Annotated in this window: 21 protein-coding genes and 1 pseudogene; 13 read left to right on the top strand and 9 right to left on the bottom strand. The window is 71.5% G+C overall.

Going from position 1 to position 24875, the window contains the following annotated elements:
* Positions 1 to 25 precede the first annotated feature (25 nt).
* The 6 genes from ABH920_RS44735 to ABH920_RS44710 all read right to left on the bottom strand — a co-directional run bounded on the left by ABH920_RS44735 (position 26) and on the right by ABH920_RS44710 (position 5628).
* Positions 26 to 937, bottom strand: coding sequence for an ABC transporter permease (locus ABH920_RS44735; protein WP_370355435.1), 912 nt, complete (start codon positions 935 to 937; stop codon positions 26 to 28).
* Positions 934 to 1983, bottom strand: coding sequence for an ABC transporter permease (locus ABH920_RS44730; RefSeq protein WP_370355434.1), 1050 nt, complete (start codon positions 1981 to 1983; stop codon positions 934 to 936). The genes ABH920_RS44735 and ABH920_RS44730 overlap by 4 nt, the downstream gene beginning before the upstream one ends.
* Complete coding sequence (locus ABH920_RS44725; protein WP_370355433.1) at positions 1980 to 3551, bottom strand: ABC transporter substrate-binding protein; 1572 nt, start codon at positions 3549 to 3551, stop codon at positions 1980 to 1982. The genes ABH920_RS44730 and ABH920_RS44725 overlap by 4 nt, the downstream gene beginning before the upstream one ends.
* A gap of 442 nt (positions 3552 to 3993) precedes the next feature.
* Positions 3994 to 4740: a DsbA family protein gene (locus ABH920_RS44720; protein ID WP_370355432.1), complete on the bottom strand. Its 747-nt coding sequence runs from the start codon at positions 4738 to 4740 to the stop codon at positions 3994 to 3996.
* A gap of 5 nt (positions 4741 to 4745) precedes the next feature.
* On the bottom strand, positions 4746 to 5186 hold the full coding sequence (locus tag ABH920_RS44715) for a cupin domain-containing protein (RefSeq protein WP_370355431.1): 441 nt from the start codon (positions 5184 to 5186) through the stop codon (positions 4746 to 4748).
* A 16-nt stretch (positions 5187 to 5202) separates the two neighbouring features.
* The gene (locus tag ABH920_RS44710; RefSeq protein WP_370355430.1) at positions 5203 to 5628 is read right to left on the bottom strand and encodes an Rrf2 family transcriptional regulator; all 426 of its coding nucleotides are present in this window, start codon (positions 5626 to 5628) and stop codon (positions 5203 to 5205) included.
* 238 nt (positions 5629 to 5866) lie between these two features.
* Here ABH920_RS44710 and ssuE point away from each other — a divergent pair, with 238 nt between their 5' ends.
* The 9 genes from ssuE (at position 5867) to ABH920_RS44665 (ending at position 16597) form a co-directional block, all read left to right on the top strand.
* Positions 5867 to 6424 (top strand): NADPH-dependent FMN reductase, encoded by a 558-nt coding sequence (gene ssuE, locus ABH920_RS44705; RefSeq protein ID WP_370355429.1) that lies wholly within the window; start codon positions 5867 to 5869, stop codon positions 6422 to 6424.
* A gap of 122 nt (positions 6425 to 6546) precedes the next feature.
* Entirely contained in the window at positions 6547 to 7350 is an 804-nt protein-coding gene (locus tag ABH920_RS44700) for a DUF1684 domain-containing protein (RefSeq protein WP_370355428.1), read from the top strand.
* Between the two features lie 10 nt (positions 7351 to 7360).
* Complete coding sequence (locus ABH920_RS44695; RefSeq protein WP_370355427.1) at positions 7361 to 8443, top strand: LLM class flavin-dependent oxidoreductase; 1083 nt, start codon at positions 7361 to 7363, stop codon at positions 8441 to 8443.
* Positions 8440 to 9828 (top strand): MFS transporter, encoded by a 1389-nt coding sequence (locus tag ABH920_RS44690; protein WP_370355426.1) that lies wholly within the window; start codon positions 8440 to 8442, stop codon positions 9826 to 9828. Before ABH920_RS44695 ends, ABH920_RS44690 begins: the two co-directional genes overlap by 4 nt.
* 64 nt (positions 9829 to 9892) lie before the next feature.
* Entirely contained in the window at positions 9893 to 11539 is a 1647-nt protein-coding gene (locus ABH920_RS44685) for an ABC transporter substrate-binding protein (RefSeq protein WP_370355425.1), read from the top strand.
* A complete protein-coding gene (locus ABH920_RS44680) occupies positions 11536 to 12627 on the top strand; it encodes an ABC transporter permease (RefSeq protein ID WP_370355424.1) in 1092 nt (363 codons plus the stop codon). Before ABH920_RS44685 ends, ABH920_RS44680 begins: the two co-directional genes overlap by 4 nt.
* 77 nt (positions 12628 to 12704) lie before the next feature.
* Positions 12705 to 13586 carry an ABC transporter permease gene (locus tag ABH920_RS44675; RefSeq protein WP_370355463.1) on the top strand — a complete coding sequence of 294 codons (882 nt, stop codon included), beginning with the start codon at positions 12705 to 12707 and terminating at the stop codon, positions 13584 to 13586.
* The gene (locus ABH920_RS44670; protein WP_370355423.1) at positions 13579 to 15369 is read left to right on the top strand and encodes an ATP-binding cassette domain-containing protein; all 1791 of its coding nucleotides are present in this window, start codon (positions 13579 to 13581) and stop codon (positions 15367 to 15369) included. The genes ABH920_RS44675 and ABH920_RS44670 overlap by 8 nt, the downstream gene beginning before the upstream one ends.
* Positions 15359 to 16597, top strand: a complete 1239-nt coding sequence (locus ABH920_RS44665; RefSeq protein ID WP_370355422.1) for a dipeptidase — start codon at positions 15359 to 15361, stop codon at positions 16595 to 16597. Before ABH920_RS44670 ends, ABH920_RS44665 begins: the two co-directional genes overlap by 11 nt.
* Before the next feature lie 189 nt (positions 16598 to 16786).
* Here the strand turns inward: ABH920_RS44665 and ABH920_RS44660 are convergent, their stop codons facing one another.
* Positions 16787 to 17068, bottom strand: a complete 282-nt coding sequence (locus ABH920_RS44660) for a helix-turn-helix domain-containing protein (RefSeq protein ID WP_370355421.1) — start codon at positions 17066 to 17068, stop codon at positions 16787 to 16789.
* A gap of 74 nt (positions 17069 to 17142) precedes the next feature.
* Here ABH920_RS44660 and map point away from each other — a divergent pair.
* From map to ABH920_RS44645, 3 genes and pseudogenes are all read left to right on the top strand, one after another.
* A pseudogene (gene map, locus ABH920_RS44655) lies at positions 17143 to 17910 on the top strand (type I methionyl aminopeptidase).
* Positions 17911 to 18000: 90 nt separating this feature from the next.
* Positions 18001 to 19176 (top strand): NAD(P)/FAD-dependent oxidoreductase, encoded by a 1176-nt coding sequence (locus ABH920_RS44650; RefSeq protein ID WP_370355420.1) that lies wholly within the window; start codon positions 18001 to 18003, stop codon positions 19174 to 19176.
* 136 nt (positions 19177 to 19312) lie between these two features.
* A complete protein-coding gene (locus tag ABH920_RS44645) occupies positions 19313 to 20242 on the top strand; it encodes a hypothetical protein (RefSeq protein WP_370355419.1) in 930 nt (309 codons plus the stop codon).
* A gap of 129 nt (positions 20243 to 20371) precedes the next feature.
* Here the strand turns inward: ABH920_RS44645 and ABH920_RS44640 are convergent, their stop codons facing one another.
* Both ABH920_RS44640 and ABH920_RS44635 read right to left on the bottom strand, forming a co-directional pair.
* Positions 20372 to 21964 (bottom strand): peptidoglycan-binding protein, encoded by a 1593-nt coding sequence (locus ABH920_RS44640; protein WP_370355418.1) that lies wholly within the window; start codon positions 21962 to 21964, stop codon positions 20372 to 20374.
* Between the two features lie 299 nt (positions 21965 to 22263).
* A complete protein-coding gene (locus ABH920_RS44635; RefSeq protein WP_370355417.1) occupies positions 22264 to 23475 on the bottom strand; it encodes an RICIN domain-containing protein in 1212 nt (403 codons plus the stop codon).
* 322 nt (positions 23476 to 23797) lie between these two features.
* Here ABH920_RS44635 and ABH920_RS44630 point away from each other — a divergent pair, with 322 nt between their 5' ends.
* On the top strand, positions 23798 to 24811 hold the full coding sequence (locus tag ABH920_RS44630; protein ID WP_370355416.1) for a LacI family DNA-binding transcriptional regulator: 1014 nt from the start codon (positions 23798 to 23800) through the stop codon (positions 24809 to 24811).
* Positions 24812 to 24875: the final 64 nt, after the last annotated feature.

Here is a 24875-nt window from a genome sequence, read left to right as displayed (position 1 = left end):
GGTTTCGCCGTCGAGGATCGGCGGATCAGAGAGCTGGGACCGGGACATGGGCATCCTCCTTCGCCTCGTAGTGGAAGCCAGGATCGGTGGCGGCCGCCTCGGCACCGTCGCCCGGCAGCAGGTCGGCGGCGCCGCTGTCGCGGATCGCGTCGGCCAGGGCGTTCAGCGCCCCGGCGGCGATCATGATCAGCAGGCCCGGGGCGAGCGGCGCCCACGGTTGTTGCGCCAGGTACTGCAGGTCGCTGCTGAGCAGGCCGCCCCAGGTCGGGGCCGGCGGCTGGACGCCCAGGCCCAGGAACGCCAGCGAGGACACCGCGAGCAGCGCCGCAGCCGTGGCCTGGGCCGCCGTCACCGCCAGTGTCGGCAGGACCTTGCTCCAGATGTGCGTGCGGAGGATCCACCAGCGTGATGCCCCGAACAGCTCGGCCGCCTCGACATACTGCGCGCGGGTCAGACCGAGGCCTGCGGCGCGGGCGATGCGGAAGAAGCGCGGCGCGAGGATCAGGCCGATCGCGACCATCGCGGTGGTCAGGGTGTTGCCCAGAACGCCGGTCACCGCGACCGCGAACACGATGTACGGCAGCGTCATGAACGCGTCGGACAGCCGGGACAGCACCCACTCGAACGGCCGCCCCAGCCACAGCGACGCCAGTCCCGGCAGGACGCCGACCGCCAGCCCGACCCCCACCGCCTCCAGCGCGCCGACGACGGAGCGCCCGGTCCCCTCGACCAGGCGGCTGAGCACGTCGCGGCCGAGGTAGTCGGTGCCGAGCAGGTGCTGGGCGCCGGGCCCTTGCAGGACCGCGTTCGGGTCCTGCTTCAGCGGGTCGAACGGAGCGAGCACGCCGCCGAGGACGGCGAGCAGCGCGATCACCCCGATGACCGCCAGCGACACCTTGGCCCCACGCAGCCGCCAGGCTCGTCGCAGAGTCCTCATATCGCGCCTCCCGCCGGGCGGCGCGCCTGCGGGGTCAGCCGCGTCAGCGCGAGGTTGACCGCGATGTTGCTCACCAGCACCACCGCGATCGTGACCAGCAGCGTCCCTTCGATCAGCGGGATGTCGTGCTGCGAGCCGGCCTGCAGCGCCAGCTGCGCCACGCCGGGCAGATTGAAGATCTTCTCGGCGACGACCGCGCCGCCGATCAGGCTCGGGATCTCCAGGCCGATGACTGTGAGCGCCGGGGCGGCCGCGTTGCGCAGCACGTGGCCGAACAGCACCCGGCGCGCCGGCAGCCCGCGCGCCACCGCGCCGGTGACGTAGTTCTCGTTCAGCGCCCCGACCAGCGAGGTCCGCAGCTGCCGGGCGATCGCCGCCGCGCCCTCGACGCTGAGCGCGAGCGCGGGCAGCAGCGCGAACCGCAGCCACTGGCCGGGATCGGTGGCGAGCGGCACGTAGCCGCCGGATGGCAGAACCTTGAGAAACACGGAGAAGACAATGATGAGCGCGATCCCGATGACGAACGGCGGCACCGTCGCCAGCCCCGAGCACACCAGCGTCACCGCGCGGTCGAGCCTGCCGCCCTGCCGCAGCGCCGCCGCGATCCCGGCGACGCCGCCGAGCACCACGGCGAAGGCCAGCGCCAGCACCGCGATCGACAGGTCGACCGGCAGCGCCTGCCGCACGCTCGTCGCCACCGGGATCCCGGTGAAGTACGAAGTCCCCAGGTCGCCGGTCAGCGCGTGCCCGAGCCAGCTGAAGTACTGCACCACGAACGGCCGGTCCAGCCCGAAGACGTGGTTCATCCGTGCGATGTCGGCCGGCGTCGCGAGGTCCCCGAGCACCGCGGCCGCCGGGTTCGCGTGGCCGAGCGCGCCGAGCCCGTAGGTGAGGAACGACGCGAGCAGGAACACCACCACCGGGACGGCGACGATCCGCACGGCGCTGCGCCCGGTGCGAACGGTGCGTCCCAGCGGACGGCGCGCCACCGCAGGTGCCCGGACCGACTCCAGCCCGGCGGTTCCTGCCGCTTGAACGGCGCTCACTTGATCGTCACACCCTCGAACCGCTGCACCACGGTGTCCGCCGGAATCTCAGAGACCTTCGACGAACGCGCCAGGATGCGCGGCACCGTGTAGAGGAAGACGTTCGGCATGTCCTTCACCGCCAGCGCGGTCGCCGCCTGAAGCACGGCCGGGTAATCCGGGCTGTCCAGCGGCGTCACAGAGATCTTGTTCACCGCGTCCAGCAACTCCTGCGGAACCGTCCGCCCCGGATTCATCAGGCCCTGCTGCCCGAACAGCACCTGGAACGCCTGCGCCGCCGAATCGCGGCCGGCGAAGGCGTCCACGGTCAGCGCCCGCGAATGCTGGACGTAGACGATCTGCGTGAACTGCGCCGCCGGGATGACCTCGATCTTCACCTTGAACCCCACGGCCTGAAGCTGCGACTGCACCTGCTCCGGCACACCGGTCGCGACCGAGGTGGTGAGGGTCACCTCCGGATTCGGCCCGTACTTGGACTGCGCGAGCAGCACCTTGGCCTTGTCCGGGTCGTAGGCGTACGGCTGGCCGATCGCCGGGTCGTTCCCGACGTAGCCCGCCGGGAACGGCTGATAGGCGACATCGCCGTAGCCGAAGTTCGCCGTCTGAAGCAGGGCTTTGCGATCGACCGCGTACTTCAGCGCGAGCGCCGCGTTCGGATCGTCGAACGGCGGCAGCGCGGCGTTCACGTCCAGGGTCGCGACCACAAGCGAGGGAATGACCTGCACCGCCAGGCCGGCCGCCTTGGCAGCGGCGATCTCGCTGCCCGGAATCTGCGCGAGGTTGTACTGCCCCGACTGAAGCCCCGCCACGACCGTCGCCGCGTCGGGCAGCGGGTACAGCTCGACCCCGGCGAGCTTGATCTGATCGGCGTTCCAGAAGTTCGGATTGCGGACCAGGACCGCCTTGGAGTTCTGCGTGTACGACGTCAGGCTGAACGGCCCGGCGCCGGCCGGCTTGAGCGCCAGGCCCGTCGCGTCCGTGGTGAAGGCGGCGGGGTTGACGATCATCCCGGTCTTCCCGGCGAACAGGTTCGGGATCTGGTAGTTGGCCACGGTCAGGTCGATCACGACGGTGACCGCGTCCTGCGCCGTCACCTTCTTCACCGTGGTCAGCTGCGAGGCGATCAGCGAGTTCTTGGCGTCCCGGCCCCGCTCAATGCTCTGCTTCACAGCGGCGGCGTCGAGCGCGGTGCCGTCGCTGAACTTCAGGTTCGGACGCAGGGTGAAGGTCACCTGGGTGCCGTCCGCGTTGAACTTCCAGCCGGTGGCCAGGGCCGGAACCGCGTCGCCCTTCTCGTTCTCCTGCGTCAGTCCGGCGTAGGCCAGGGACAGCGCGTGGACGTCCCAGCCGGCCGAGGAGGTGACCGGATCCCAGGAGGTCGGCAGCGCCCACCCCCATTTCAGAGTGCCCGTGGCATTGCCCGCCAGTTGGGCGTTCGCGCCGCTCGCCGCGCCGGTGCTGGTGCCGCCACAGGCAGCCAGGAGGGCGCCGCCGACGGCGCCGAAGCCCAGCGCGAGGAAACCGCGGCGGCTGGTGCCCCGCGAGCCGAATTGTTCTGTGGTTGACAAGGAAGTAGGAACGCCGGGGGTCGCCATCGGACCGGGCCCGCCTTTCGGAGGTATGCGTACGCGCCGATCACGGCAGGCGGCCGGAAATCGGCGTACGCCTGGGCGTCGGAAGCGAGATGGGGAAAGTTGTGGATGCCGCCGCGAGACGAGTGCGGCGCGAAGTGCGGGTGACGCCGGACCGCGCCGGCACGCGGCGATCCGGGGTTCTCTCCCGCGGGTGGAAATCCGATGCGGCCGAGGCAGGCCGGGGGCGACCGGGGTGGGTGTCAGGCGTCAGCGGGCGCGAACACCCCGGGAAGCGAAGCGCTTCAGATACGTGGTGCCGGGCAACACAGGGCGCTGGAGGTGCGCCTGAAGTCGACGTAGCGGCAGACCACGCCGGGGTGTATCCGGTTCATGGTGCTCATCGTGGCGACGGCGGGCACCGCTGTCAATTGATACATCAGAGTGTCTTATGGCTTGAGACCCGGGACTCCGCAGGTCCCCGAGCGGCGGCGGCCGCGTCCAAGTACTCGGAGAGCGGACGCCAGCCGGGGACCACGGCGCGTCCGGCCGGCCCGGTGAAGACCAGCGTGGGCAGGGCGTAGCGGTATCCGTCCTCCGGCATCTCGCCGAGCGGTTTGGCCCGACCGTTGTGGCGTCCGGGCGTGGTGATCTCCCGGACTTCGGCGCACGGCGAGCGGGTCTCGGCCCAGTCCCGGCGCACGGCTTCCAGCACTTCGGGGCTCGCGGCGGCGCGCGCCAGCTCCGAGGCGTCCACGCCGGGAAGCCCTTCGAGAGCACGGCGTACGCGCTCCGGGGTGTCGGCGGGCTCGCCGTCGAGGAAGGTGGTCTCGCGCAGCCGGCGCAGGACCGCGTCGGCGATGTCAGTGCCCTGAACTTCGGCGGCCTTGCAGGCCAGCGATGCGGGCCAGCTGCTGGCGGCCACCCACTTCAGGTGCGCGGGGCACGGCGCGGCGGTGTGGGTCGAGATCTCGAGCAGTTCCCGGTGGTACCAGGCCGCCTCGGCTGCGGGGTCCGGCGCCGGCTCGTCGCAGTCGTCGAAGAGGATGCCGTAGACCCGGCGCCACCGGACCTGGTCGCCCAACGCGGTGCGCAGCTGCTCGAACTTGGGCTCGGAGCCCCAGGCCCAGGGGCACGCGGGGTCGGTGAACTCCGCGACCGCCAATGAGCTGTCCGCGCCGGTCATGCCGGTCACACCCCGTCGGATCCAGCGCCGCGGTCCACCGGCGCCCACAGGCTCGGCAGGTTCACCACGACGCCCTCCTGGCTGCTGCGCGCGATCACCACGACGGCTTCCTCGACGCCGGGGTTCTCCTCGCGGTGCGGCACGAACGGCGGCACGAACACGTAGTCGCCGGGCTCGGTCTCGATCCGCACCTCGTCGGCGCCGTCGGCGAAGACGAACACCGGATTCCCGGACACCACGTAGATCGAGGTCTCCGTCTCACCGTGGTGATGGTCCCCGGAGTTCGTGGCCGGTGCGACGTGGGTCTGGCCCATCCACACCTTCGAGGAGCCGACCGTCTTGCCGGAGACCGCCTCCAGGCGGGTCATCCCGGTGGTCTGGTTGGTGTCGCCGCTGAGCTCGGCGCCGCGGACGTGCCGCAGCGCGGTGTGCCAGTGGTCGGTCATGGTGTCCCGCCTCTCGTCATACGCTCACCGCCAGCGAGCCGGTGAGCAGGTCCGCGACGCTGATCCCGGCCAGGAAGTCCTCGGTCCGGGCGCGCAGCGCCGTCCACAGCACGGAGATCTGCTCGGCCGGCGCCGGATAGAGCACCGACTCGGGCGTGTCCCCGTTGATTGTGAGCATCTGGCCGTCCACCGCCGCCACGATCTCGGCCAGTGAGATGGCCGACGCCTCGCGCGCCAGCCAGTAGCCGCCCTCACAGCCGCGCTGGCTGCGGACCAGGCCGGCCACGCGCAGGTCCCGGACCACCGCCTTCAGGAAGCGGTAGGGGATCTGCTGGGACATGGCGATGCCCTCGCAGGTGAGCGGGCGAGCGGTGTCCGCCGCCAGCTCGACCAGCACGCGGATCGCGTAGTCCGTCCTCGCCGAGATGCGCATCGGTTTCATCGGTCCTTGCCGGGAAAGCGGATGGGAGGCGTGCCCGCGCTTGTCCGCGAACGACCGGGCGGACGCTTGACACACCGGCACCGTATCAAAATAGACTCATCGTGGTGTCCTTTTCATCGGCGGCGTCCGCGGCACCGGATCGCCCCACCGAAATCGGCTCGCGCGGCGGCGCGGCCGGCCCCCGCGGCGCGTCGCTCCGGCGACCGTCCGCCCCAGCCGACGAAAGCGACGTCCCACCATGGCGACCATCCTGACCGTCTCCGCAAGCCCTTCCACGCACTCGAAGACCGCCCGCACGCGGTCTGTCGTCGACGCGTACCTCACCGAGGCCGGGCACACCGTCCACGCGCTCGACGTCCGGGACCTCCCGGCGTCCGCGCTGCTGTCCGCCGACCACTCCGATCCCGCGATCGCCGCGGCGATCGAGCTGTTCGAGAGCGCCGACGGGGTCGTCGTGGCGACTCCGGTCTACAAGGCCTCCTTCTCCGGACTGCTCAAGACCCTGCTGGACCTGCTCCCCCAGCGCGCGCTGGCCGGGAAGGTCGTGCTCCCGCTGGCCACCGGCGGCACGCTGGCGCACGTCCTGGTCCTGGACTACGCGCTGCGTCCGGTGCTCACCGCGCTGGGCTCGCCGGTCATCGTGCAGGGCCACTTCCTGCTGGACCACACCATCACCGTCGACGCCGGCAACGGCCGGGCGGCGTTCACGGCCGACTCCGAGGACTCGCTGCGGCGCGCCGTGGACAGCTTCGTCCGGGAGCTGGGCTACCGGGTCCCGGTGCCCGTCGCCGCCTGATGGTCCTGCCACCATCCAGGTGGCGAGACGGGGATGACATTCCGATGCTTTCCGCGGGCATGATGAATCCGTCCCCAATCCCTACTGAATCTATAGGCATAGTCTCGGAGGGTTCGAAGACCGTGACAACCGACGTCGGCACTTTCGCCGAGACCTGGCAGGAATGGCACACCGGCCAGGAAGGCCGGACCGGTGCTCCGCACGGCTTCCTGGCCATCACCGAACTGCACTGGCTGGGCGGCGCGCCGGAGCGTTACGACGACGCCCCCGGCGCGTGGTCCACCGGCCCGGACGGCGTCCGGGTGCTGCTGGCCGAGGGCGAGGAGCTGGTCGTCGACGGCGTGGCCGTGCACGGCGAGTACAGCTTCGGCGTCATCGGCGAGCGGGACAGCCTCTTCCCGGTGTCCGGGGACGCGGTGATCGAGGTCGCCAAGCGCGGCGGCCACGACATCCTGCGGCCCCGCCACCCCGAGAACCCGCTGCGCGTGGCCTACGCCGGGACCCCGGCGTACGAGCCGGATCCGCGGTGGGCGGTCGGCGGCCGCTACGTGGCCTTCGACAGCCCGCGGCCGACCACGGTCGGGGCGGCGGTCGAGGGCCTGCAGCACGTCTACGACGCGCCGGGGCGGGTCGAGTTCGAACTCGACGGTCAGGAACTGAGCCTCACCGTGTTCCCCGGCCACGCGCCGGGCAGCCTGATGGCGCTGTTCACCGACGCCACCTCCGGTGTGAGCACCTACGCCGCGAACCGGTCACTGAGCATCGGCCCGCCGGACGCCGACGGCACCGTGTGGCTGGACTTCAACCGGGCCGTGAACCTGCCCTGCGCCTACACCGATCTGGCGACCTGCCCGCTGCCGCCGGCGGAGAACCGGCTCCCGGTCGCCGTCGAGGCGGGAGAGAAGACTCCGTACGAGCGCGGCTGAGGAGAGTCCGGTGAGCGACGCAGCACCCACACCACCTCGAATATCCATCAACACCCTGTCGTTCCTGACGCCGGGCAACTTCCCGGACGACGACCCGTACGCCGGGCTCGAGCAGACCCTGAGCCTGTTCGAGCTCGGCGAGCGGCTGGGCTTCGACGGGGCCTGGATCAGGCAGCGGCACCTGGAGCACGGCGTCGGGTCCGCCGCGGTGTTCCTGGCCGCGGCGAGCCAGCGCACCAGCCGCGTCGAGCTCGGCACCGCGGTGATCCCGATCGGCTACGAGAGCCCGTTCCGGCTGGCCGAGGACCTGTCGATGGCCGACGTGCTGTCCCGCGGACGGTTGCAGGTCGGCCTCAGCGCCGGCCTGCCGCCGCACGCGGACCTGATGGGCCACCTGGTGTTCGACGGCGACTGGCGGACCTACGACCTGTCGTACGGCCGGATATCGCGGCTGCTGGAGAACCTGCGCGGCGACTTCCTCGGCGACGCGGACACCGTCATCCACTCCCCCGGCAACACCCAGCGGCCGCGCCTCCAGCCGCACAGTCCGGGGCTGGCCGACCGGATCTGGTACGGCGGCGGCAGCGGCCGGTCGGTGCGCTGGGCCGCCGAGGCCGGGGTGAACCTGCTGACCGGCAACATCGTCTTCGGCGAGAGCACCGACGACTTCACCGCCGCGCAACTGGCCCTGCTCGCCGAGTACCGGCGGCTCCTGGACCCGGCGCGGCGGACGCGCGTCGCGCTGGGCCGCGTGATCGTGCCGCTGGACGGCGCCGACCGCGCGACCCGGCAGAAGTACCGCGACTATGCCGCGAGCCGTTACGAGCGCACGCTCAAACCGCAGGGGGAACGGCGGGTGCTGTTCGCGCCGGATATGGTGGGGACGGCGGAGCAGATCCTTGAGCGGCTGCACGCCGACGCCGCTGTCGCGCAGAGCTCCGAGCTGCGGTTGGAGCTGCCGTACGAGTTCCACGTCGAGGACTACGAGCAGATTCTGCACGACGCCGTGCATCTGATCGGGCCCGAGTTGGGGTGGGTCGCCGGTGCTTCGCCACACGTCCAGACGCCGGAGAAGCTCACGGCGACGGCATGAGCCGCGCCCCGGGCACGACCGATTCACGCTCGCTCGGCGGCGATGCACCGGCGCCGATTCCTCCGGCTCCCTCTACTCCCGCGGCTCCTCCGGCTCCCCTGGTTCCTCCAGCTCCCCCGCCCCGCAAGGCGTTCGCGGCGCTGGCCGTCCGTGACTACCGCATCTACCTGTCGACCGGCCTGGTCTCCAACATCGGCACGGCGATGCAGGGCGTCGCCCTCGACTGGTTCGTGCTGACCCACACGCACAGCGGAACCGCGGTCGGCTGGACCACCGGGCTCCAGTTCGCCCCGGTGCTGCTGTTCGGCCTGTGGGGCGGCGTCCTGTCCGACCGCTACGACCGGCGCGTCCTGCTGCTCACCGCGCAGACGCTCTACGCGCTCCAGGCGGCGATCCTCAGCATCGCCGTGTTCACCGGCCACGCGCCGCTGTGGCTGATCTACGTGCTGTCGTTCTGGCTGGGCTGCGTGTTCACCGTCGAGAACCCGGCGCGGCTGTCGTTCGTCACGGAACTGGTCGGCGGGGCGCTGATACCGAACGCGGCCGGGCTGAACATCCTGTCGATCAGCACGGCTCGGCTGGTCGGCCCGGCCGTCGCCGGGGTGCTGATCGGCGCCGTCGGCACCGGCTGGGTGTTCGTGATCAACATGGTGTCCTTCGCCGTGGTGCTCGCCGGGCTGACCGCGGTCCGGCCCGCGCCGCGAGCCGTGACACGTGCGCGGACGCCGTGGAAAGGTGCCGGCACCGCAGGGCTGCGCTACGTCGCGGCCCGCCCCCGGCTCCTCGCGGTCCTGGCGATCTTCGGCCTGGTCATGACGTTCGGCTCGAACTTCCCGATCACGATGACGCTGTTCGCCGGCCAGGTCTACGGCGTCGGCGCGCGCGGCCTCGGCTTCATGTCCACCGCCCTCGCGATCGGCACGATCGCCGGAGCCCTCGTCGCGGCGCGCCGGGCCGCACCGCGGGTGCGCAAGGTCGTGACCGGCGCGGCGTTGTTCGGCGCCGCCGAGGCAGCCGCCGCACTGGCCCCGGCCTACGCCGTGTTCCTGGTGCTGCTCGTCCCGGCCGGATTCGGGCTGATGACGCTCAACACCGCGGCCAGCGGCTACGTGCAGACCGAGGTCGACGAGGCGATGCGCGGCCGCGTGATGTCCGTGTACACGGTGGTCGCGATGGGCGGCACCCCGATCGGCGGCCCGACGATCGGCTGGATCTGCCAGCACGCCGGCGTCCGCTGGGGCATGGGCCTCGGCGCCGCGGCCTCCGTCGCGGCCGCCGGGTTGGTGGCGCTCTGGCTGGTCAGCCGCACGAAAGCAGCTTCCTGTCCGGCACCGACGAACCCGGGACGGATCCCGGCATCCGGCGTGCCGGCGAGCCCGCTGTGACCGCCGACGAACGACCTGTGCACTGATCCCGCACTGATCCCGCGAACGGAAGGCAGCCACAGCCATGTCACGCCAGACCAGACCAGCCCGCACCGGCCTCGGCATCACGTCCCTGGCCGTGGCGTCGCTGGCGGCCCTCACCGCGTGCACCAGCACCCGGACCCCCGCCGGTGCCGCCGCCGTCGGGGACCCGGCCCGGACGCTGGTCGTCGGGACGACCGACCAGGTCACCAGCCTCGATCCGGCGGGATCGTGGGACGCCGGCTCCGGCACCATCGAGACCGAGGTGTACTCGCCGCTGCTGAACACCGAGCGCGGGTCCTCGGACGTCGTGCCGGACCTCGCCGCCGGGATCAAGCTCACCGGCCCGAAGCAGTACACGGTCACCCTCAAGCCCGGGCTGAAGTTCGCCAACGGACACGACCTGACCTCCTCGGATGTCGCGTTCAGCTTCGACCGGCAGCTGCGCATCGCCGACAAGAACGGCCCCTCGTCCCTGCTCTATGACCTGGCGTCGGTCGCGGCGCCGGACCCGCTGACCGTCGTGTTCACCCTCAAGTCGACGAACGACGCGCTGTTCCCGCAGGTGCTCTCAACCTCGGCCGGCCTCATCGTCGACGAGCAGGTGTTCCCGCCGGACAAGCTCCTGGACGACACCGCGATCGTCGCCGCGAAGCCGTGGGACGGGCCGTACTCGATCGGCACCTACGACAAGAACTCGCTCGTCTCCTTCACTGCGAACCCCGTCTACCAGGGCCTGTTCGGCACCCCGAAGACCCAGGCCGTCGACCTGAAGTACTACACCGACGCGAGCAACCTCAAGCTCGACGTCCAGCAGGGCACCGTCGACGTGGTCTACCGCACGCTGCCCGTCGCAGACCTCGAAGACCTCGGCACGAAGAAGGGCGTCGTCGTCCACACCGGCTCCGGCAACGGCATCCGCTACCTCGTCTTCGACCTCAAGACCCAGCCCTACGGCACCGCGACCAAGCAGGCCGATCCGGCCAAGGCGCTGGCCGTCCGGCAGGCCGTGGCCGACTCCGTCGACCGCGCGCAGCTCGCCTCGCAGGTCTACAAGGGGACCCTGACCCCGCTCTACTCCCCCGTCCCCGACGGCCTCACCGGCGCGATCCCGGCGCTCAAGGCGCTGTACGGCGACAAGAAGGGCGGCCCCGACCCGGCCGCGGCCAGGGCGCTGCTGGCCCGGGCCGGCGTGGCCACCCCGGTGGTCCTGAACCTCCAGTACAACACCGACCACTACGGCTCCTCCTCGGCCGACGAGTACGCGCTGATCAAGACCCAGCTGGAGGCCACCGGCCTGTTCACGGTGAACCTGCAGTCGACCGCGTGGACCCAGTACGGCAAGGACCGCGTCGCCGACCAGTACCCGCTGTACCAGCTCGGCTGGTACGCCGACTACCTCGACGCGGACGACTACCTCGCGTCCTTCTATTCGCACAGCAGCTGGGTCGCCGACAACTACGACGACCCCGCGGTCCAGGCGCTCATCACGCAGGAGGAGACCGAGCCCGACCCGGCCAAGCGCACCGCGCTGATCGAGCAGGTCCAGGACAAGGTGGCTGCGGCGGTGCCGCTGATACCGCTGCTCCAGGGCTCCACGGCGATCGTCACCCGGAGCGGGGTCACCGGCGTGCCGGCCACGCTGGACAGCTCGTACACGTTCCGGTGGGCGGAGCTGTCCAAGCAATGAGCGTCCTGATCCAGGACGTCCCGGGCGCCGCCGGCCCCACTTCTCAATCCGGGGCCGGCCGCAGGGACCACGGGCTCGCGCGCTACCTGACAGTCCGCTTCCTGCTCATCATCCCCACGGTCCTGGCCCTGGTCAGCGTCGTCTTCTTCCTGATGCGCGGCACCGGCGACCCGATCACCACCGCGTTCGGCGACCGGCTGACCCCGGCCCAGCTGCACGCCAAACTGCATCAGGCCGGATACGACCGGCCGCTGCTGACCCAGTACCTCGACTATCTCCGCGGGCTGGCCGTCGGAGACTTCGGCCGCACCGCCACCGACGACCAGCCGGTCTCCACGGTTCTGCGCACCTACGGCGCCGCGACGATCGAGCTCGCGGGCTACGCGCTCGTCGTCGCGCTGGCCGTCGGCGTCCCGCTCGGCATGGTCGCCGCGGCCTACCGGGACCGGGCCCCGGACGTGACGTTGCGGCTGCTGGTGATCCTCGGCTACGCCACGCCGGTGTTCTTCCTGGGGCTGCTGTTCAAGCTCGTCTTCTCGGTCTGGCTGGGCTGGCTGCCGTCCTCGGGGCGCGCGAGCATCGGCGTGCAGCTGGAGCTCCAGAACCAGAGCAGCACCACCGGCCTGTATCTCGTCGACGCGATCCGCAGCGGCGACGGCGCGGCGGTCGTCGACGTGCTCGAACACGCCGTGCTGCCCGGCCTCACCCTCGGGCTGCTGGTCGCCGGGGTGGTCGCGCGGCTGGTGCGGACCAACCTGATCGGGACGCTGTCCGCGGACTACGTCGAGTCCGCGCGCTCCCGCGGCGTCAGCCGGTTCCGGCTGGTCACCCGGCACGCGACCCGGCCGGCGCTGATCCCGGTGGTCACGGTGCTGGGGCTGCAGATCGCCGGGCTGCTCGGCGGGGCGGTGCTGACCGAGACCACCTTCGAGTGGAAGGGCCTGGGGTACAAGCTCGCGCACTACCTGAGCGCGCGGGACTTCCCGGCGGTGCAGGGCATCGTGGCGCTGTTCGCGGTGGTCGTCGCGCTGACCAACTTCCTGGTCGACGTCGTCGCGGCCCTGATCGACCCCCGAGTGAGGTACTGACCGTGGCCCGGCTTTCCGGCAGCCTTTCCGGCAGGGTGTCCAGCAGCCTCTCCAGCAGCGTCGGGGTGCAACGCGCGATGCTCCTGACCGGCGCCACGCTCACCGCGCTGTTCCTGCTCACCGCCGTCTTCGCGCCGCTGCTGGCTCCGTACGGGCACGCCCAGCTGAGCAGCGGCCAGGTCCTGTTCGGCTCGCAGCAGCACCCGAGCCGCGCGCACCTGCTCGGGACCACCATCGCCGGGTACGACGTGCTGTCGCGCACCATCTGGGGCACGCGCACCGCGGTCGCGATCATCGCCGCGGCGCTCGGGCTGTCGGCGGTCCCGGGGATCCTGCTCGGCCTGGTCTGCGGGTATCTCGGCGGCCCGCTGGACCGGGTCCTGGTCGGGGTGGCCGACGCGATGTACGCCTTCCCGCCGCTGCTGCTGGCGATCATCATGTCGATCGTCATCAGCGGCGGGCAGTCGAGCCTGGCCGGCGGTCTGGGCGCGGCGGCGTGCGCGGTGGCCGTCGCGTTCGTGCCGCAGTACTTCCGGGTGGTGCGGGCCGAGGCGATCCGGGTCAGGTCGGAGCCCTTCGTCGAGGCGGCGCGGGTGATCGGCACCGGGACCTGGCGGATCATGCTGCGGCACGTGCTGCGGAACTCGGTGCGCACGCTGCCGCTGATCCTGACGCTCAACGCCTCCGAGGCGATCCTCACGCTGGCCGGGCTCGGGTTCCTCGGCTTCGGGATCGAGCCCAACGCCGCCGCCGAGTGGGGCTACGACCTGAACCGCTCGGTCGCCGACGTCACCTCGGGGATCTGGTGGACCGCGGTGCCGCCGGGGCTGGCGATCGTGCTCACCGTGCTGGGGACCACGCTGCTCGGCGAGAGCTTGACGGACCTGGCCGATCCGCGGCTGCGTCGCCGTCCGGCGGCGGCACCCGAAATCCGGACGGAGGGCGGAGCAGGTGCCTGATCTGCTGCGGATCGACGATCTGCACGTCGGTTTCCACACCGACGCCGGCGCGGCTCCGGCTGTTCGCGGCGTCAGTCTTTCGGTGGCCCCCGGCGAGGTTCTGGCCCTGGTCGGGGAGAGCGGCAGCGGGAAGACCGTGACGGCGAAGTCGGTCCTCGGGCTGCTGCCGGCGACCGCCGTGACGACCGGCCGCGTGCTGCTCGGCGACGGTGCCGCCGACCCGGACGAGGACGTGCTCACCGCGTCCCCGGCCCGCTTGCGCGCGATGCGCGGCACGCTGGCGGCGATGGTGTTCCAGGAGCCGTCCACGGCCCTGAACCCGGTGTTCACGATCGGCTGGCAGATCGCCGAAGGACTCCGGGCGCACGGCCGGGGCAGCCGCGCCGAGCGCCGGGCGCTGGCCGTCGAACTGCTCGACCGGGTCGGCATCCCGGATCCGGCCGTGCGCGCGAAGTACTACCCGCACCAGCTCTCCGGCGGACAGAAGCAGCGTGCTGTCATCGCCATGGCGCTGGCGTTGGGGACGCGGCTGATCGTGGCCGACGAGCCCACGACGGCGTTGGACGTGACGGTGCAGGCGGAGATCCTGGAGCTGCTGCACCGGTTGCGGACGGACCTCGGCACGGCTGTCTTGCTGATCACGCACAACATGGGAGTGGTCGCCGACCTGGCGGACCGGGTGGCGGTGATGCGGGACGGGGCCATTGTGGAGCAGGCGCCGGTGGCGACGCTGTTCGCGGCACCGGCGCATGTGTACACGCGCGAGTTGCTGGCTGCTGTGCCGGTGTTCGGCAGCACGGATCGGGCCGCATCCGCCCTCGAATCGGCTGACGGACCGGTGGTCAGCGCGGCAGGCCTGGTGATCGACTATCCCGGCCGCCTGGGCCGCCGTGCTTTCCGGGCGGTCGACGGCGTGGACTTCGAGATCCGGGCCGGCGAGGTGCTGGGGCTGGTCGGGGAAAGCGGGTCGGGCAAGACCACGATCGGCAGGGCGGTGGCCGGGCTGACCGGCGTCACGGCGGGCAGGCTCGACGTGCTGGGTGATGTGCTGGGCGATGTGCTCGGCGATGTGCCTGGCAGTGTGCTCGGCGAACCGTCGGTGGCGCGGCGCCGCTCGGACAGCCCGCACCATCCACACCATCCACACCACCCACGCCACCTGCGCCGCCTCGGCCGAGCCGCCAAGCGAACCCGCGCCGGCCACCTCGGCTTCGTTTTCCAGGACCCGGCCACCAGCTTCAACCCCCAGCTCACCATCGCCGACAGCGTCGCGGAGCCGCTGCGGGTGCACCGTCCCGAACTCGGCCGCCGGGCGATCCGCACCGAGGTCGAGGCGCTGCTCGACGCCGTGCGCCTGCCGCGCGGGCACGGCGACCGCTTCCCGCACGAGCTCAGCGGCGGCGAGCGCCAGCGCGCCAGCCTGGCCCGGGCGCTGGCGCTGCGGCCGCGGCTGCTGGTCGCCGACGAGCCGACGTCGGCGCTGGACGTGTCGGTGCAGGCTGCGGTGCTGGAGCTGTTCGCGGGTCTGCGGCGGGAGCTGGGTTTCGCGGCGCTGTTCATCAGCCACGACCTGGCCGTGGTGGAGCAGGTCGCGGATCGGGTCGCGGTGCTGCACCGGGGCCGTATCGTCGAGTCCGGCGACACCGCCGTGGTCCTGGGCGCGCCCCGGGAGGACTACACGCGGCGGCTGATCGCCTCGTTGCCCGTGGCGGACCCGTCACGCCAGTCGCGTCGGCGGCGCGAGGATGGAGGAATCGGTGAGCGAGGTATCGATGAGCACTGACACCGACGGCGGCACCGCCGCCCTGGTGGACGAGGTCCTGGCCGCGAGCCCGGTCTTCGACGGCCACAACGACCTGCCGCTCGCGCTGCGGGCGCGCTCCGGCTCCGGCGTGGAGGGCCTGGACCTGGGCCGTGCGGATCTGCACACCGACCTGCCGCGGCTGCGCTCCGGGGGCGTGGGCGCACAGTTCTGGTCGGTCTACGTGTCCTCGACGCTGCCCGAGCCCGAGGCCGCGGTGGCCACCCTGGAGCAGATCGACACGGTCTACCGGCTCGTCGCGCGCTATCCGGACGACCTGCGGATCGCCTACACCGCCGCCGATGTGGAGGACGCCTTCGCGACCGGCCGCATCGCCTCGCTGCTCGGCATCGAGGGCGGCCACAGCCTGGCCGGTTCGTCCGGCGTGCTGCGCGCCTTCGCCCGGCTCGGCGTCCGCTACGTCACGTTGACCCACAACGACAACACCGCCTGGGCCGACTCGGCGACCGACGAGCCGGGCGTCGGCGGACTGGACGACACCGGGCTCGCGATCGTCGCCGAGCTCAACCGCACCGGTGTCCTGGTGGACCTCTCGCACACCGCCGAGAGCACCCAGCTCGCGGCGCTCGGCGCTTCCACGGCCCCGGTCATCTTCAGCCACTCCAGCGCCCGAGCGGTCAACGACCACCCGCGCAACGTCAGCGACACCGTGCTGGAGCGCCTGCGCGCCAACGGCGGCGTCCTCCAGCTCACCTTCGTGCCGCCCTTCATCTCCCCGGACGTCGCCGCCTGGACCGCCGACCTCGCCGCCGAGCGCGAACGCCTCGGGCTGCCCGCGCATCCGTGGACCTGGCCCCGCACACCCCGCCCGGGCGAAGACCCGAAATCGGTCGCCGAGCAGTACGCGCAGACCCTCGCCACCCCGCCGGACCCGCGGCTACAGGAATGGCTCGACCGCCACCCGCGCCCGGAAGCCACCGCGGCGCAGGTCGCCGACCACGTCGAGCACGCCCGCGAGGTCGCCGGCCTGGCGCACATCGGCCTCGGCGGCGACTACGACGGCGTCGACCGGCAGCCCACCGACCTCCCGGACGTGGCCGGCTACCCGGTGCTGCTGCGCGAACTGGCCGCACGCGGCTGGTCCCGCACCGAGCTGGAGGCGCTGACCAGTCGCAATGTCCTGCGAGTACTGCGCGAGGCCGAGGAGGCGGCGACCGAGCCGCTGTGGCCGACGACGGCGCTGCGGTGAGGCGGTAGCGGCCGGGCCCGGCTCGATCAGGACCGCGAGATACTTACGCGCCTCGCCGACGACGATCGCTTCGCCGATCAGCACCTCGGTGCCGCAGTTCAACAGCAGGCTTGATCCGGAGAGCGTCGCGACGCTCATCCCGCCGGGCGCGGTCTGACCGCTGCCGCAGGGATCGCGCGGCTACGGAAGTTATGCAGCCACAGCGGCGGACGTGCCCGCGCCCTCTTGGTCCTCGGCGGCCGGCCGAGCCAGCTCGTCCAGCGACAGGCCGAGGACCGCCGCGACGGCGGCGATGGTGAAGAAGGAGGGCGTCGGCGCCCGGCCGGTCTCGATCTTGCGAAGTGTCTCGGCGGAGACCCCGGCGGCCGCCGCGACCTCCGTCATGCTGCGGTCGCCGCGGGCGTGCCGCAGCAGGACGCCGAGCTGCCGACCGCGTTCGAGCTCGGACCGGGTCAGAGGGTTGCGCACCATGACCGTGATACTAATACCGGTATAGTAATTGGGCCAGCGCGGGTCGCCGCGGGCCGACCGGAAGGGTACGGATCATGGTGGAGTTGAAGACGGCGGCGGAGTTGGACGCCATGCGCGAGGCGGGGCGCGTGGTCGGCACGATCCTCGACACGGTGCGGCAGGTCGCGGACGTGCGCGTCAGCCTGCGCGAGCTGGACGAGGCGGCGCGCGCCGTGCTGCGCGAGGCCGGGGCGGGCTCGCCGTTCCTGAACTACCGTCCGTCCTTCGCCGCGACGCCGTTCCCGGCGGTGATCTGCACCTCGGTGAACGACGCCATCGTGCACGGCATCCCCGACGACTACCGGCTGCGCGACGGCGACCTGCTCGGCGTCGACTGCGGCGCGGTCCTGGACGGCTAGGCCGGGGACGCCGCGATCAGCTTCGTGGTCGGCACCCCGCAGCCGGCGGACTCGCTCCTGATCGACACCGCGGAGCAGGCCCTGGCGGCCGGCATCGCGGCGGCCGTGGTCGGCAACCGGATCGGCGACATCTCCCACGCCATCGGCAGCATCGCCCGGGCCGCCGGCTACGGGATCATGGAGGACTTCGGCGGCCACGGCATCGGCCGGCACATGCACGAGGATCCCGGCGTCCCGAACGAGGGCCGGCCCGGCAGGGGTCTGCGACTGCGGCACGGCATGACGTTCGCCATCGAGCCGATGCTCATCGCCGGCGGCCGCGACAAGTACCGCACCGCCGCCGACGGCTGGACGCTGCTGACCACCGATGGCAGCCGCGCGGCGCACGTCGAGCACACCATCGCCGTCACCGACGACGGGCCGCGCATTCTGACAGTGGCCTGACACGCATGGTGGCCGGGGCGCGGTGAGCCTAGGCGCGTGGCGCTATGGTTCCCCTGTGACATTCCGCGCCGAGTCGTCCGGAACCTGAGCATGTACGACGTCATCGTCGTCGGCGCACGCTGCGCCGGGGCCGCCACGGCGCTGCTGCTGGCGCGGCAGGGTGTCAGAGTCCTGCTCACGGACCGGACCGCGTTCCCCAGCGACACGATCTCGACGCACCTGCTGCATCCGACGGGGGTCGCGCGGCTGCGGGCCTGGGGCCTGCTGGATCCGTTGCTGGCCACCGGCTGCCCGCCGATCGACACCATCAGCTTCCAGGCGGCCGACGACCTCGTCCTGCGCGCGGCGCCGTATCCGTGCGACGGGGCCGCGGTGTCGCTGGCGCCGCGCCGGACCGTGCTCGACGCGCTGCTGGTCGAGGCGGCCGTGGCGGCGGGTGCCGAGCTGCGGGAGGGTGTTTCGTTCCAGCGCGTGGTCTGGGAGGACGGCCGAGCGGTCGGCGCCGCGTTCGGTGGACGTGGCGGTGCCTTCACGGAGCGGGCCGCACTGATCATCGGTGCGGACGGCCGGCACTCGGCGGTGGCCCGCCAGGTCGAGGCGAAGACGGTCCGCGACGTCGGCACCTTCGGCTGCCAGTTCTACGGCTACTGGCACGGCCTGCCGAACGTGGGCACCCAGATCTTCATCGGCGGCGGCCAGGCGGTGCTGGCCTACCCCACGCACGACGAGCACCACCTCGTCCTGGTCGGCTGGCCGCACGCACGCTTCGCCGAGGTGAAACAGGACCTCGACCGGCACTTCCTGGCCGCGGTCGGCACCACCGCCCCGGCCGTCGCCGAACAGCTCACCGACGCCACCCACACCGGTTCCATCACCGGTTCCGGCGACCTGGGCAACTACATCCGCGAGTCAGCCGGCCCCGGCTGGGCGCTCGTCGGCGACGCCGCGACGGCGAAGGACCCGGTGACCGCGCAAGGCATCGGCGACGCGTTCGCCCAGGCGCAGTCGCTGGCCGACCGCCTGCCCACCGCCCTCGCCGCCGGCCCGCAAGCCGTCGACGCGGCGACCGCGGCCCACGCCGCCGACCGGAACCGGGCGACCAGCGCAGCGTTCGAGACGACTCTCACGTTCGCGATGGGCGGCAACTCCGGCGCGCTGCTGCCGCTGCTTCGCGCGATCGAGCACCGTCCGGAGCTGATCAGCATGTTCTATGGCATTTACGCCGGACAGTTCACAATGGCGGAGTTCGCTACGGCGGTCGGGTGAACTCGCCGGTCAGCTGAACCCGGCAACCGCCAAGGCCTTCCGCTCGTCCTTATATACGATGCCTTATCTGAGGCCTCTGTAATACGACGGTGCCGATATTCGGCGAATCGCACATATCAGTACATGGAGATATCGCATGCCCTTGAAATCCCTGATCTCCCTCGGCGTGGCCGCCGCCTGCGTCCTGGCCGTCGCGCCGGCCGCCGGCGCGGCCACGTCACCCGCGCCACCGACGACCACCACGACCGTCATCACGACGACGCCCTCGGACAGCATCGGCGGCCTGCCCGCGTCCAGCCTGGACGGAAGCGTCGCGTACGTACCGAGCTCGGCCGCGAAGCACACGGCCTTCGCCGCCCAGAAGGACACCGGTGCGACCGGGTACGACATCTCCTGGCCCGAGTGCGGCGGTGCGATGCCGCCGGCGTCGTCCATCGCCATCGTGGGCGCGGACGGCGGGCACCCCTTCAGCCAGAACCCGTGCCTGCAGCAGGAGGCGGCCTGGGCGGCGACCGCGAACACCCATGCCCAGTACATGGTGCTCGACTCGCCGATCGGCTTCACCTCGCCGCACGTGCTGCAGTACGCCTACCACGGCCCGGCCGGCGACTGCACCGCCACCGAGTACTACTGCCAGTCGTTCAACTGGGGCTACAACGCCGCGTACTCCGCGGTGCAGAACGCCACCGCGGGCGGCGCGACCAGCACCAAGTGGTGGCTGGACATCGAGCTGCCGCAGGCCTCGAGCATCAACCCGCCCGGCGCCCAGTGCTACACCCCGAACTTCTGGGTCTGCGACCAGAGCCTGAACTCCACCGTCGTGCTGGCCGCCGAGCTCGCGCTCCGGCAGCAGGGCAAGGACGTGGGCGTCTACTCCACGCAGAAGCAGTGGGGCGCCATCACCGGCGGCCTGCCGCTGGGCGGACCGATCTGGATCGCCGGCTACGACTACCCGGCGCCGACGTACTGTGACGTCGCCAACGCGAGCAAGTACTGGTTCGCCGCGGGCGCGCCCGAGTTCGTGCAGAGCCTGCCGGCGACGTACGACCCGGACACCGCCTGCTGAACGAAGTTCATCGCGAGGAAGGGCGACCGCGGCACCACCGCGGTCGCCCTTCCTCACTCGCTACGTGCTACTCACTACTCGCCACGCACCACGCGCCGCCAAAGGCGCTCAGCGGTCAGCGGTCGGCGGTCAGCTGCCGACGAGCATCTGCCAGGTCTCCGGCCCGACCTGGCCGTCCACGCCGAGGCCGTGCGCGGACTGGAAGGCCCGGGCCGCGCTGTCGGTACCGGAGCCGAAGCTGCCGTCGACGGACAGGCCGTAGCCGAACTTGTTCAGCTCCACCTGGGCCGCCCGGACGTCGTCGCCGCTGGCGCCCTGCTGGACCTGCACGATGAGCGCCGACCAGGTCTTCGGACCGATCTGGCCGTCGACACCCAGACCGTGCGCGGACTGGAAGCTCTCGGCCGCGGCCAGAGTGCCCGGCCCGAACTGGCCGTCGGCGCTGATCGAGGCACCGTGGTAGCGCAGCAGATACTGCGCGGCCTGCACATTGCTCCCGGTGTCGCCGTCGATGACGTTCGGCCACGGCGGCGCGACGGTGCCGCCGCCGGAGGCGCCGCTCCCGGTGCCCACGAGCATCTGCCAGGTCTGCGGTCCGACCTGGCCGTCCACGCCGAGGCCGTGCGCGGACTGGAAAGCACGGGCGGCCGTGGCCGTGCCGGAGCCGAAGTTGCCGTCGACGGTCAGGCCGTAGCCGAACCGGTTCAGCTCCACCTGAGCGGCCCGGACGTCGTCGCCGCTGGCCCCCGTCTGGACCTGGACGATCAGCGCCGACCACGTCAGCGGGCCGATCTGGCCGTCGACGCCGAGGCCGTGCGCGGACTGAAAGCTCTCGGTCGCGGCGAGCGTGGACGGGCCGAACTGGCCGTCGGCGGTGATCGAGGCACCGTGGTAGCGCAGGAGGTACTGCGCGGCCTGGACGCTGGGCCCGGTCATGCCGTCGGTGATATTCGGCCAGGACGGCAGGATGACGCCGCCCCCGCCGCCGCCCGTGCCGCCCCACTGTCCGAAGTCGGCGGCCATCGCCTGGTCGAGGTCCGCGCCCTTGCCGGCGACCGTGATGTCGTTCTGCACCTGCCGCAGCTGCGCGCGGCTGTCCCAGTTCCCGCCGGACCACGCGTAGGTCTGCCAGCCCCAGGCGATCTTCCCGTTGTTGAACAGCTCCTGGATGACGTGGTACCCGGCGTACGCACCGGTCCGGGACCGGCCGATCACCGAGGCGACGCCGTCGAAGTAGGAGTTGAGCGCGGAGTACATCGAGGGCTGGAGGTCGAAGTCGATGCTGAAGTAGATCGGCCGCGTCGAGGGCATCCCGTCGGCCAGCGCCTGCCGCTGCGCCTCGGCCGCGTGCCCGGCGCCCTGCGAGTAGGGGTCGGAGGGGACGCCGTTCTGCCAGGACTGAAGCCCGTCGGACTCCCAGTTGGAGACGATGCCCAGACCCGCGGCGGTCAGCGCCTGCGCCTCGGACAGGGTGAGGACCTTCGGGTTCGGCAGCCAGCTGAGGTAGCGGCACACGAAGCCGTAGCCGGCCGCGGCGACCGAGCCGGCGGTGAGCGACGCGTCGGAGTAGTCGATCCCGTACACGGTTCCCGCCGACGCCGACGCCGCCGCCGACGCCGACTGGGCCAAGCCGATACCGGCCACGGAAGCCACCGCGGCGCCGCCGGCGAGAGTCAGCAGCCTGCGTCGGGACAATCGGGGGCTGTCGCCAAACTGGTTCATGACACGGTCCAATCCTTGACGTGGGGTTGCGGTGAGCAACGCGGGAGCCGCAGGACGACGCGGGCCGAGCCATCGTCGGCGAACCTCGGCCCGGTATCCAGACCACGCCGGTAGGGTGAACCGTTCCCGCCCCGCGACAACACCGCTACCTGCGGTTTGGGGTACTGGATCGGGCAACTGTCGAGTGCGCAGTTGAACGCAGAATATTGATCCACACGTCCGCGACGCCGGGCCCCACCCGCCAATCGTGGGGACCCGGCGTCGCAGTGCCCTGTCTGACCGCAGGGCTCAGTAACCACTCAGTGAAGCGACCAGACCTGGTTGGCCTGGGTCCCCCCGCCGCCGTAGCAGTCCCAGATCTGGAGCAGGGTGCCGTTGCCGGTGCCCTGGCCCGCCGCGTCCAGGCACTTGCCCGAGTTGGGGTTGGTGATGGTGCCGTTGCCGTTGACCTGCCACTGCTGAGCCGCGGTGCCGTTGCACGTCCACAGCCGGACCTGCGTCCCGTCGGCGGTACCGGCGCCCGCCACGTCCAGACACTTGCCGGACTGCGGGTTGACGAACCGGCCGCCGGTGTTCGACCACAGCTGGTTCCAGGCGCCGCCGCAGTCCCACAGCTGCACCGGGGTGCCATCGGCGGTGCCGAGGTTCTGGATGTCCAGACAGCGGCCGCTGCCCTGGCCGACGATCTCGCCGCCGCCACCGCCGCCTCCCCCGCCACCGCCGGAGCCGTTGGTGGTGAAGGAGAAGGAGTTCACGCCGAGCCCCGGGCCGCCCTGCCAGGGCTCGAAGCCGAACTGGACGCTGGTCAGGTACCAGGCGCTGCTCATGTAGCCGCGGCTGAGCGAGTCGTTCGTGAAGTCCTTGATGTTCACGGTGATCGCGGTGGTCGGATTCTCACGGACGTAGGACACGTCGTTCCAGCCGATCCCGCCGTTGTTCATCCGGGACTCCCACACGTCCCACGTCGCGCCCTCGATCGTCGCGGTGCCGATCTGCGAACCCGCGGGGCGGGGCGCGCCGGAATGGTTCGCCCAGATCATCAGCTCCTCGCCGTCGTTCTGCCCGGAGGGGTTGGGCTGGGTGTCGAACCAGATGTCGTAGGAGGCGTCCCACTGGCCGGCGGCGGTGGCGAAATCGACGCTGGACTGCGGGTTGCCGAAGGCCGAGACCTGCAACGGCAGACCGCTGCCGGTCGAGCAGTTGCCGTAGTGGCAGCCCGCATAGATCGACGGGTACGCCGCGGGCGCGCCGCCGGTGCCGACGTTGTGGTCGCCGGTGGTGACGGAGAACCCGTCGTTCGTCACGTCCAGGCACTGCTGGATCGTGTCGCCCCATTCGTTGTTCTGCACGATGTACTGGCCGCCGGAGACCGCGGTGCTGTCGTACTTGCCGCAGATCGTGGTGTCCGCGTGGGCGGCGGAGGCGGTGAACGTCCCCGCGGCCGCCACCGCGAGCGCGAGCAGCAAGCCGCGCCATCTGCGGACGATCGGAGATTGTCGGAACTGAGCCATGGACGAGACCTTCCGTTGCGTCGGAGAGGTGCATCTGCCAGCGCTTCCGGTATCGGCCGAGCGATCAAGCTGGGGCTGGAATCCCCAGTCGATGTCACACTCGCCGTGAAATTGGAAGCGCTTCCGGTGAGAGTAGCGATCCGATGCGTGACAGGGAAGGGGCTTTGCAAGGATTCTGTTACCCGACGGCAACAGGAGCGGTGGGGCGCCCTCGTGAAATGATGGGAGCGCTTCCAGTGCCGTGGGAGCCCAAGCCGGCCGATCCGCCGCCGACACCGGCGGGCCGAGCCGCGCACCCGACCGCCCGAAAGGCAGACGCGCCATGCCCGAGGCCCCACGCCGTCAACCCACCCTCGACGAGGTCGCCGAGCGGGCCGGCGTCTCGCGCACCGCCGCCTCAAGGGTGCTGAACAACGCCCCGCACGTCAGCAAGGCCAAGCGCGACGCGGTCCAGAAGGCCATCAGGGAACTGGGATACGTCCCGAACGCGACGGCCCGGGCGCTGGCCACCCGGCAGGCCGGCGCGGTGGTCCTGGCGATCACCGACGACGACTCCGCACTCGGCCAGGACACCCCCTTCTACAGCCAGGCGATCGCCGGGGTCACCACGGTCCTGGAGGAGACCGGCCTGGAGCTCATGCTGGTCCTGGTCAACTCCCCCCGCAGCCGCTCCAAACTCCAGGACGTACTGCAGACCCACAGCGCCGCCGGCGTCATGCTGATGGGCCGGCACGGCGACGACCCGCTCGCCGCGCTCGCCGAACAGGCCGACACCCCGGTCGTCTTCGGCGGCCGCCCCCTGAACGTCGAACCGCGCTTCTACGTCGACTCCGACAACCGCGGCGGCGCCCGCGCGGCCACCGAACACCTCATCGCCCGGGGACGCACCCGCATCGCCGCCATCACCGGCCCGCTCGACAGCGACGCCGGGCTGGCCCGACACCGCGGCTACCTGGACGCGATGGCGGTCGCGGGCCTGGACTCCAGCCGGGTCGCGCACGGCGACTACACGGAGGCCAGCGGAACGCAGGCCATGCAGGCCCTGCTGAACCTCCACCCGGACCTCGACGCCGTGGTCGCGGGCAACGACACCATGGCCATCAGCGCCCTGCGAACGCTGACCACCGCCGGCCGCCGGGTCCCCGACGACGTCGCCGTCACCGGATTCGACGACTACCTCGCCGCCCGGCACACCGCTCCCCCGCTGACCACGGTGCACCAGTCGATCCAGGCCTGGGGCCGCGAGATGGCGCGGATGCTGCTCGCGGTGATCGACGGCGCGCAGCCCAGCCCGCTGATCCTGCCGACCCGGCTCATCGTGCGCGAATCCAGCTGACGCGGTCGTTTCGGATAGTCGGGATGAATCCCCCGGATCACCGCCGCCGCTTCCAGTCATCAAT

The sequence above is a fragment of the Catenulispora sp. EB89 genome (genome assembly GCF_041261445.1).
Classification (GTDB): domain Bacteria; phylum Actinomycetota; class Actinomycetes; order Streptomycetales; family Catenulisporaceae; genus Catenulispora.
This window is presented reverse-complemented; position numbering and strand designations above follow the sequence as displayed.

Excerpts from the sequence above, each read along its gene's own strand:
- ABH920_RS44650 (WP_370355420.1), top strand. The coding sequence starts at position 18,001 with ATGTACGACGTCATCGTCGTCGGCGCACGCTGCGCCGGGGCCGCCACG.
- ABH920_RS44690 (WP_370355426.1), top strand. The coding sequence starts at position 8,440 with ATGAGCCGCGCCCCGGGCACGACCGATTCACGCTCGCTCGGCGGCGAT.
- ABH920_RS44630 (WP_370355416.1), top strand. The coding sequence starts at position 23,798 with ATGCCCGAGGCCCCACGCCGTCAACCCACCCTCGACGAGGTCGCCGAG.
- ABH920_RS44675 (WP_370355463.1), top strand. The coding sequence starts at position 12,705 with ATGCTCCTGACCGGCGCCACGCTCACCGCGCTGTTCCTGCTCACCGCC.
- ABH920_RS44680 (WP_370355424.1), top strand. The coding sequence starts at position 11,536 with ATGAGCGTCCTGATCCAGGACGTCCCGGGCGCCGCCGGCCCCACTTCT.
- ABH920_RS44720 (WP_370355432.1), bottom strand. The coding sequence starts at position 4,740 with ATGACCGGCGCGGACAGCTCATTGGCGGTCGCGGAGTTCACCGACCCC.
- ssuE (WP_370355429.1), top strand. The coding sequence starts at position 5,867 with ATGGCGACCATCCTGACCGTCTCCGCAAGCCCTTCCACGCACTCGAAG.
- ABH920_RS44715 (WP_370355431.1), bottom strand. The coding sequence starts at position 5,186 with ATGACCGACCACTGGCACACCGCGCTGCGGCACGTCCGCGGCGCCGAG.
- ABH920_RS44665 (WP_370355422.1), top strand. The coding sequence starts at position 15,359 with ATGAGCACTGACACCGACGGCGGCACCGCCGCCCTGGTGGACGAGGTC.
- ABH920_RS44735 (WP_370355435.1), bottom strand. The coding sequence starts at position 937 with ATGAGGACTCTGCGACGAGCCTGGCGGCTGCGTGGGGCCAAGGTGTCG.
- ABH920_RS44660 (WP_370355421.1), bottom strand. The coding sequence starts at position 17,068 with ATGGTGCGCAACCCTCTGACCCGGTCCGAGCTCGAACGCGGTCGGCAG.
- ABH920_RS44635 (WP_370355417.1), bottom strand. The coding sequence starts at position 23,475 with ATGGCTCAGTTCCGACAATCTCCGATCGTCCGCAGATGGCGCGGCTTG.
- ABH920_RS44645 (WP_370355419.1), top strand. The coding sequence starts at position 19,313 with ATGCCCTTGAAATCCCTGATCTCCCTCGGCGTGGCCGCCGCCTGCGTC.
- ABH920_RS44710 (WP_370355430.1), bottom strand. The coding sequence starts at position 5,628 with ATGAAACCGATGCGCATCTCGGCGAGGACGGACTACGCGATCCGCGTG.
- ABH920_RS44640 (WP_370355418.1), bottom strand. The coding sequence starts at position 21,964 with ATGAACCAGTTTGGCGACAGCCCCCGATTGTCCCGACGCAGGCTGCTG.
- ABH920_RS44685 (WP_370355425.1), top strand. The coding sequence starts at position 9,893 with ATGTCACGCCAGACCAGACCAGCCCGCACCGGCCTCGGCATCACGTCC.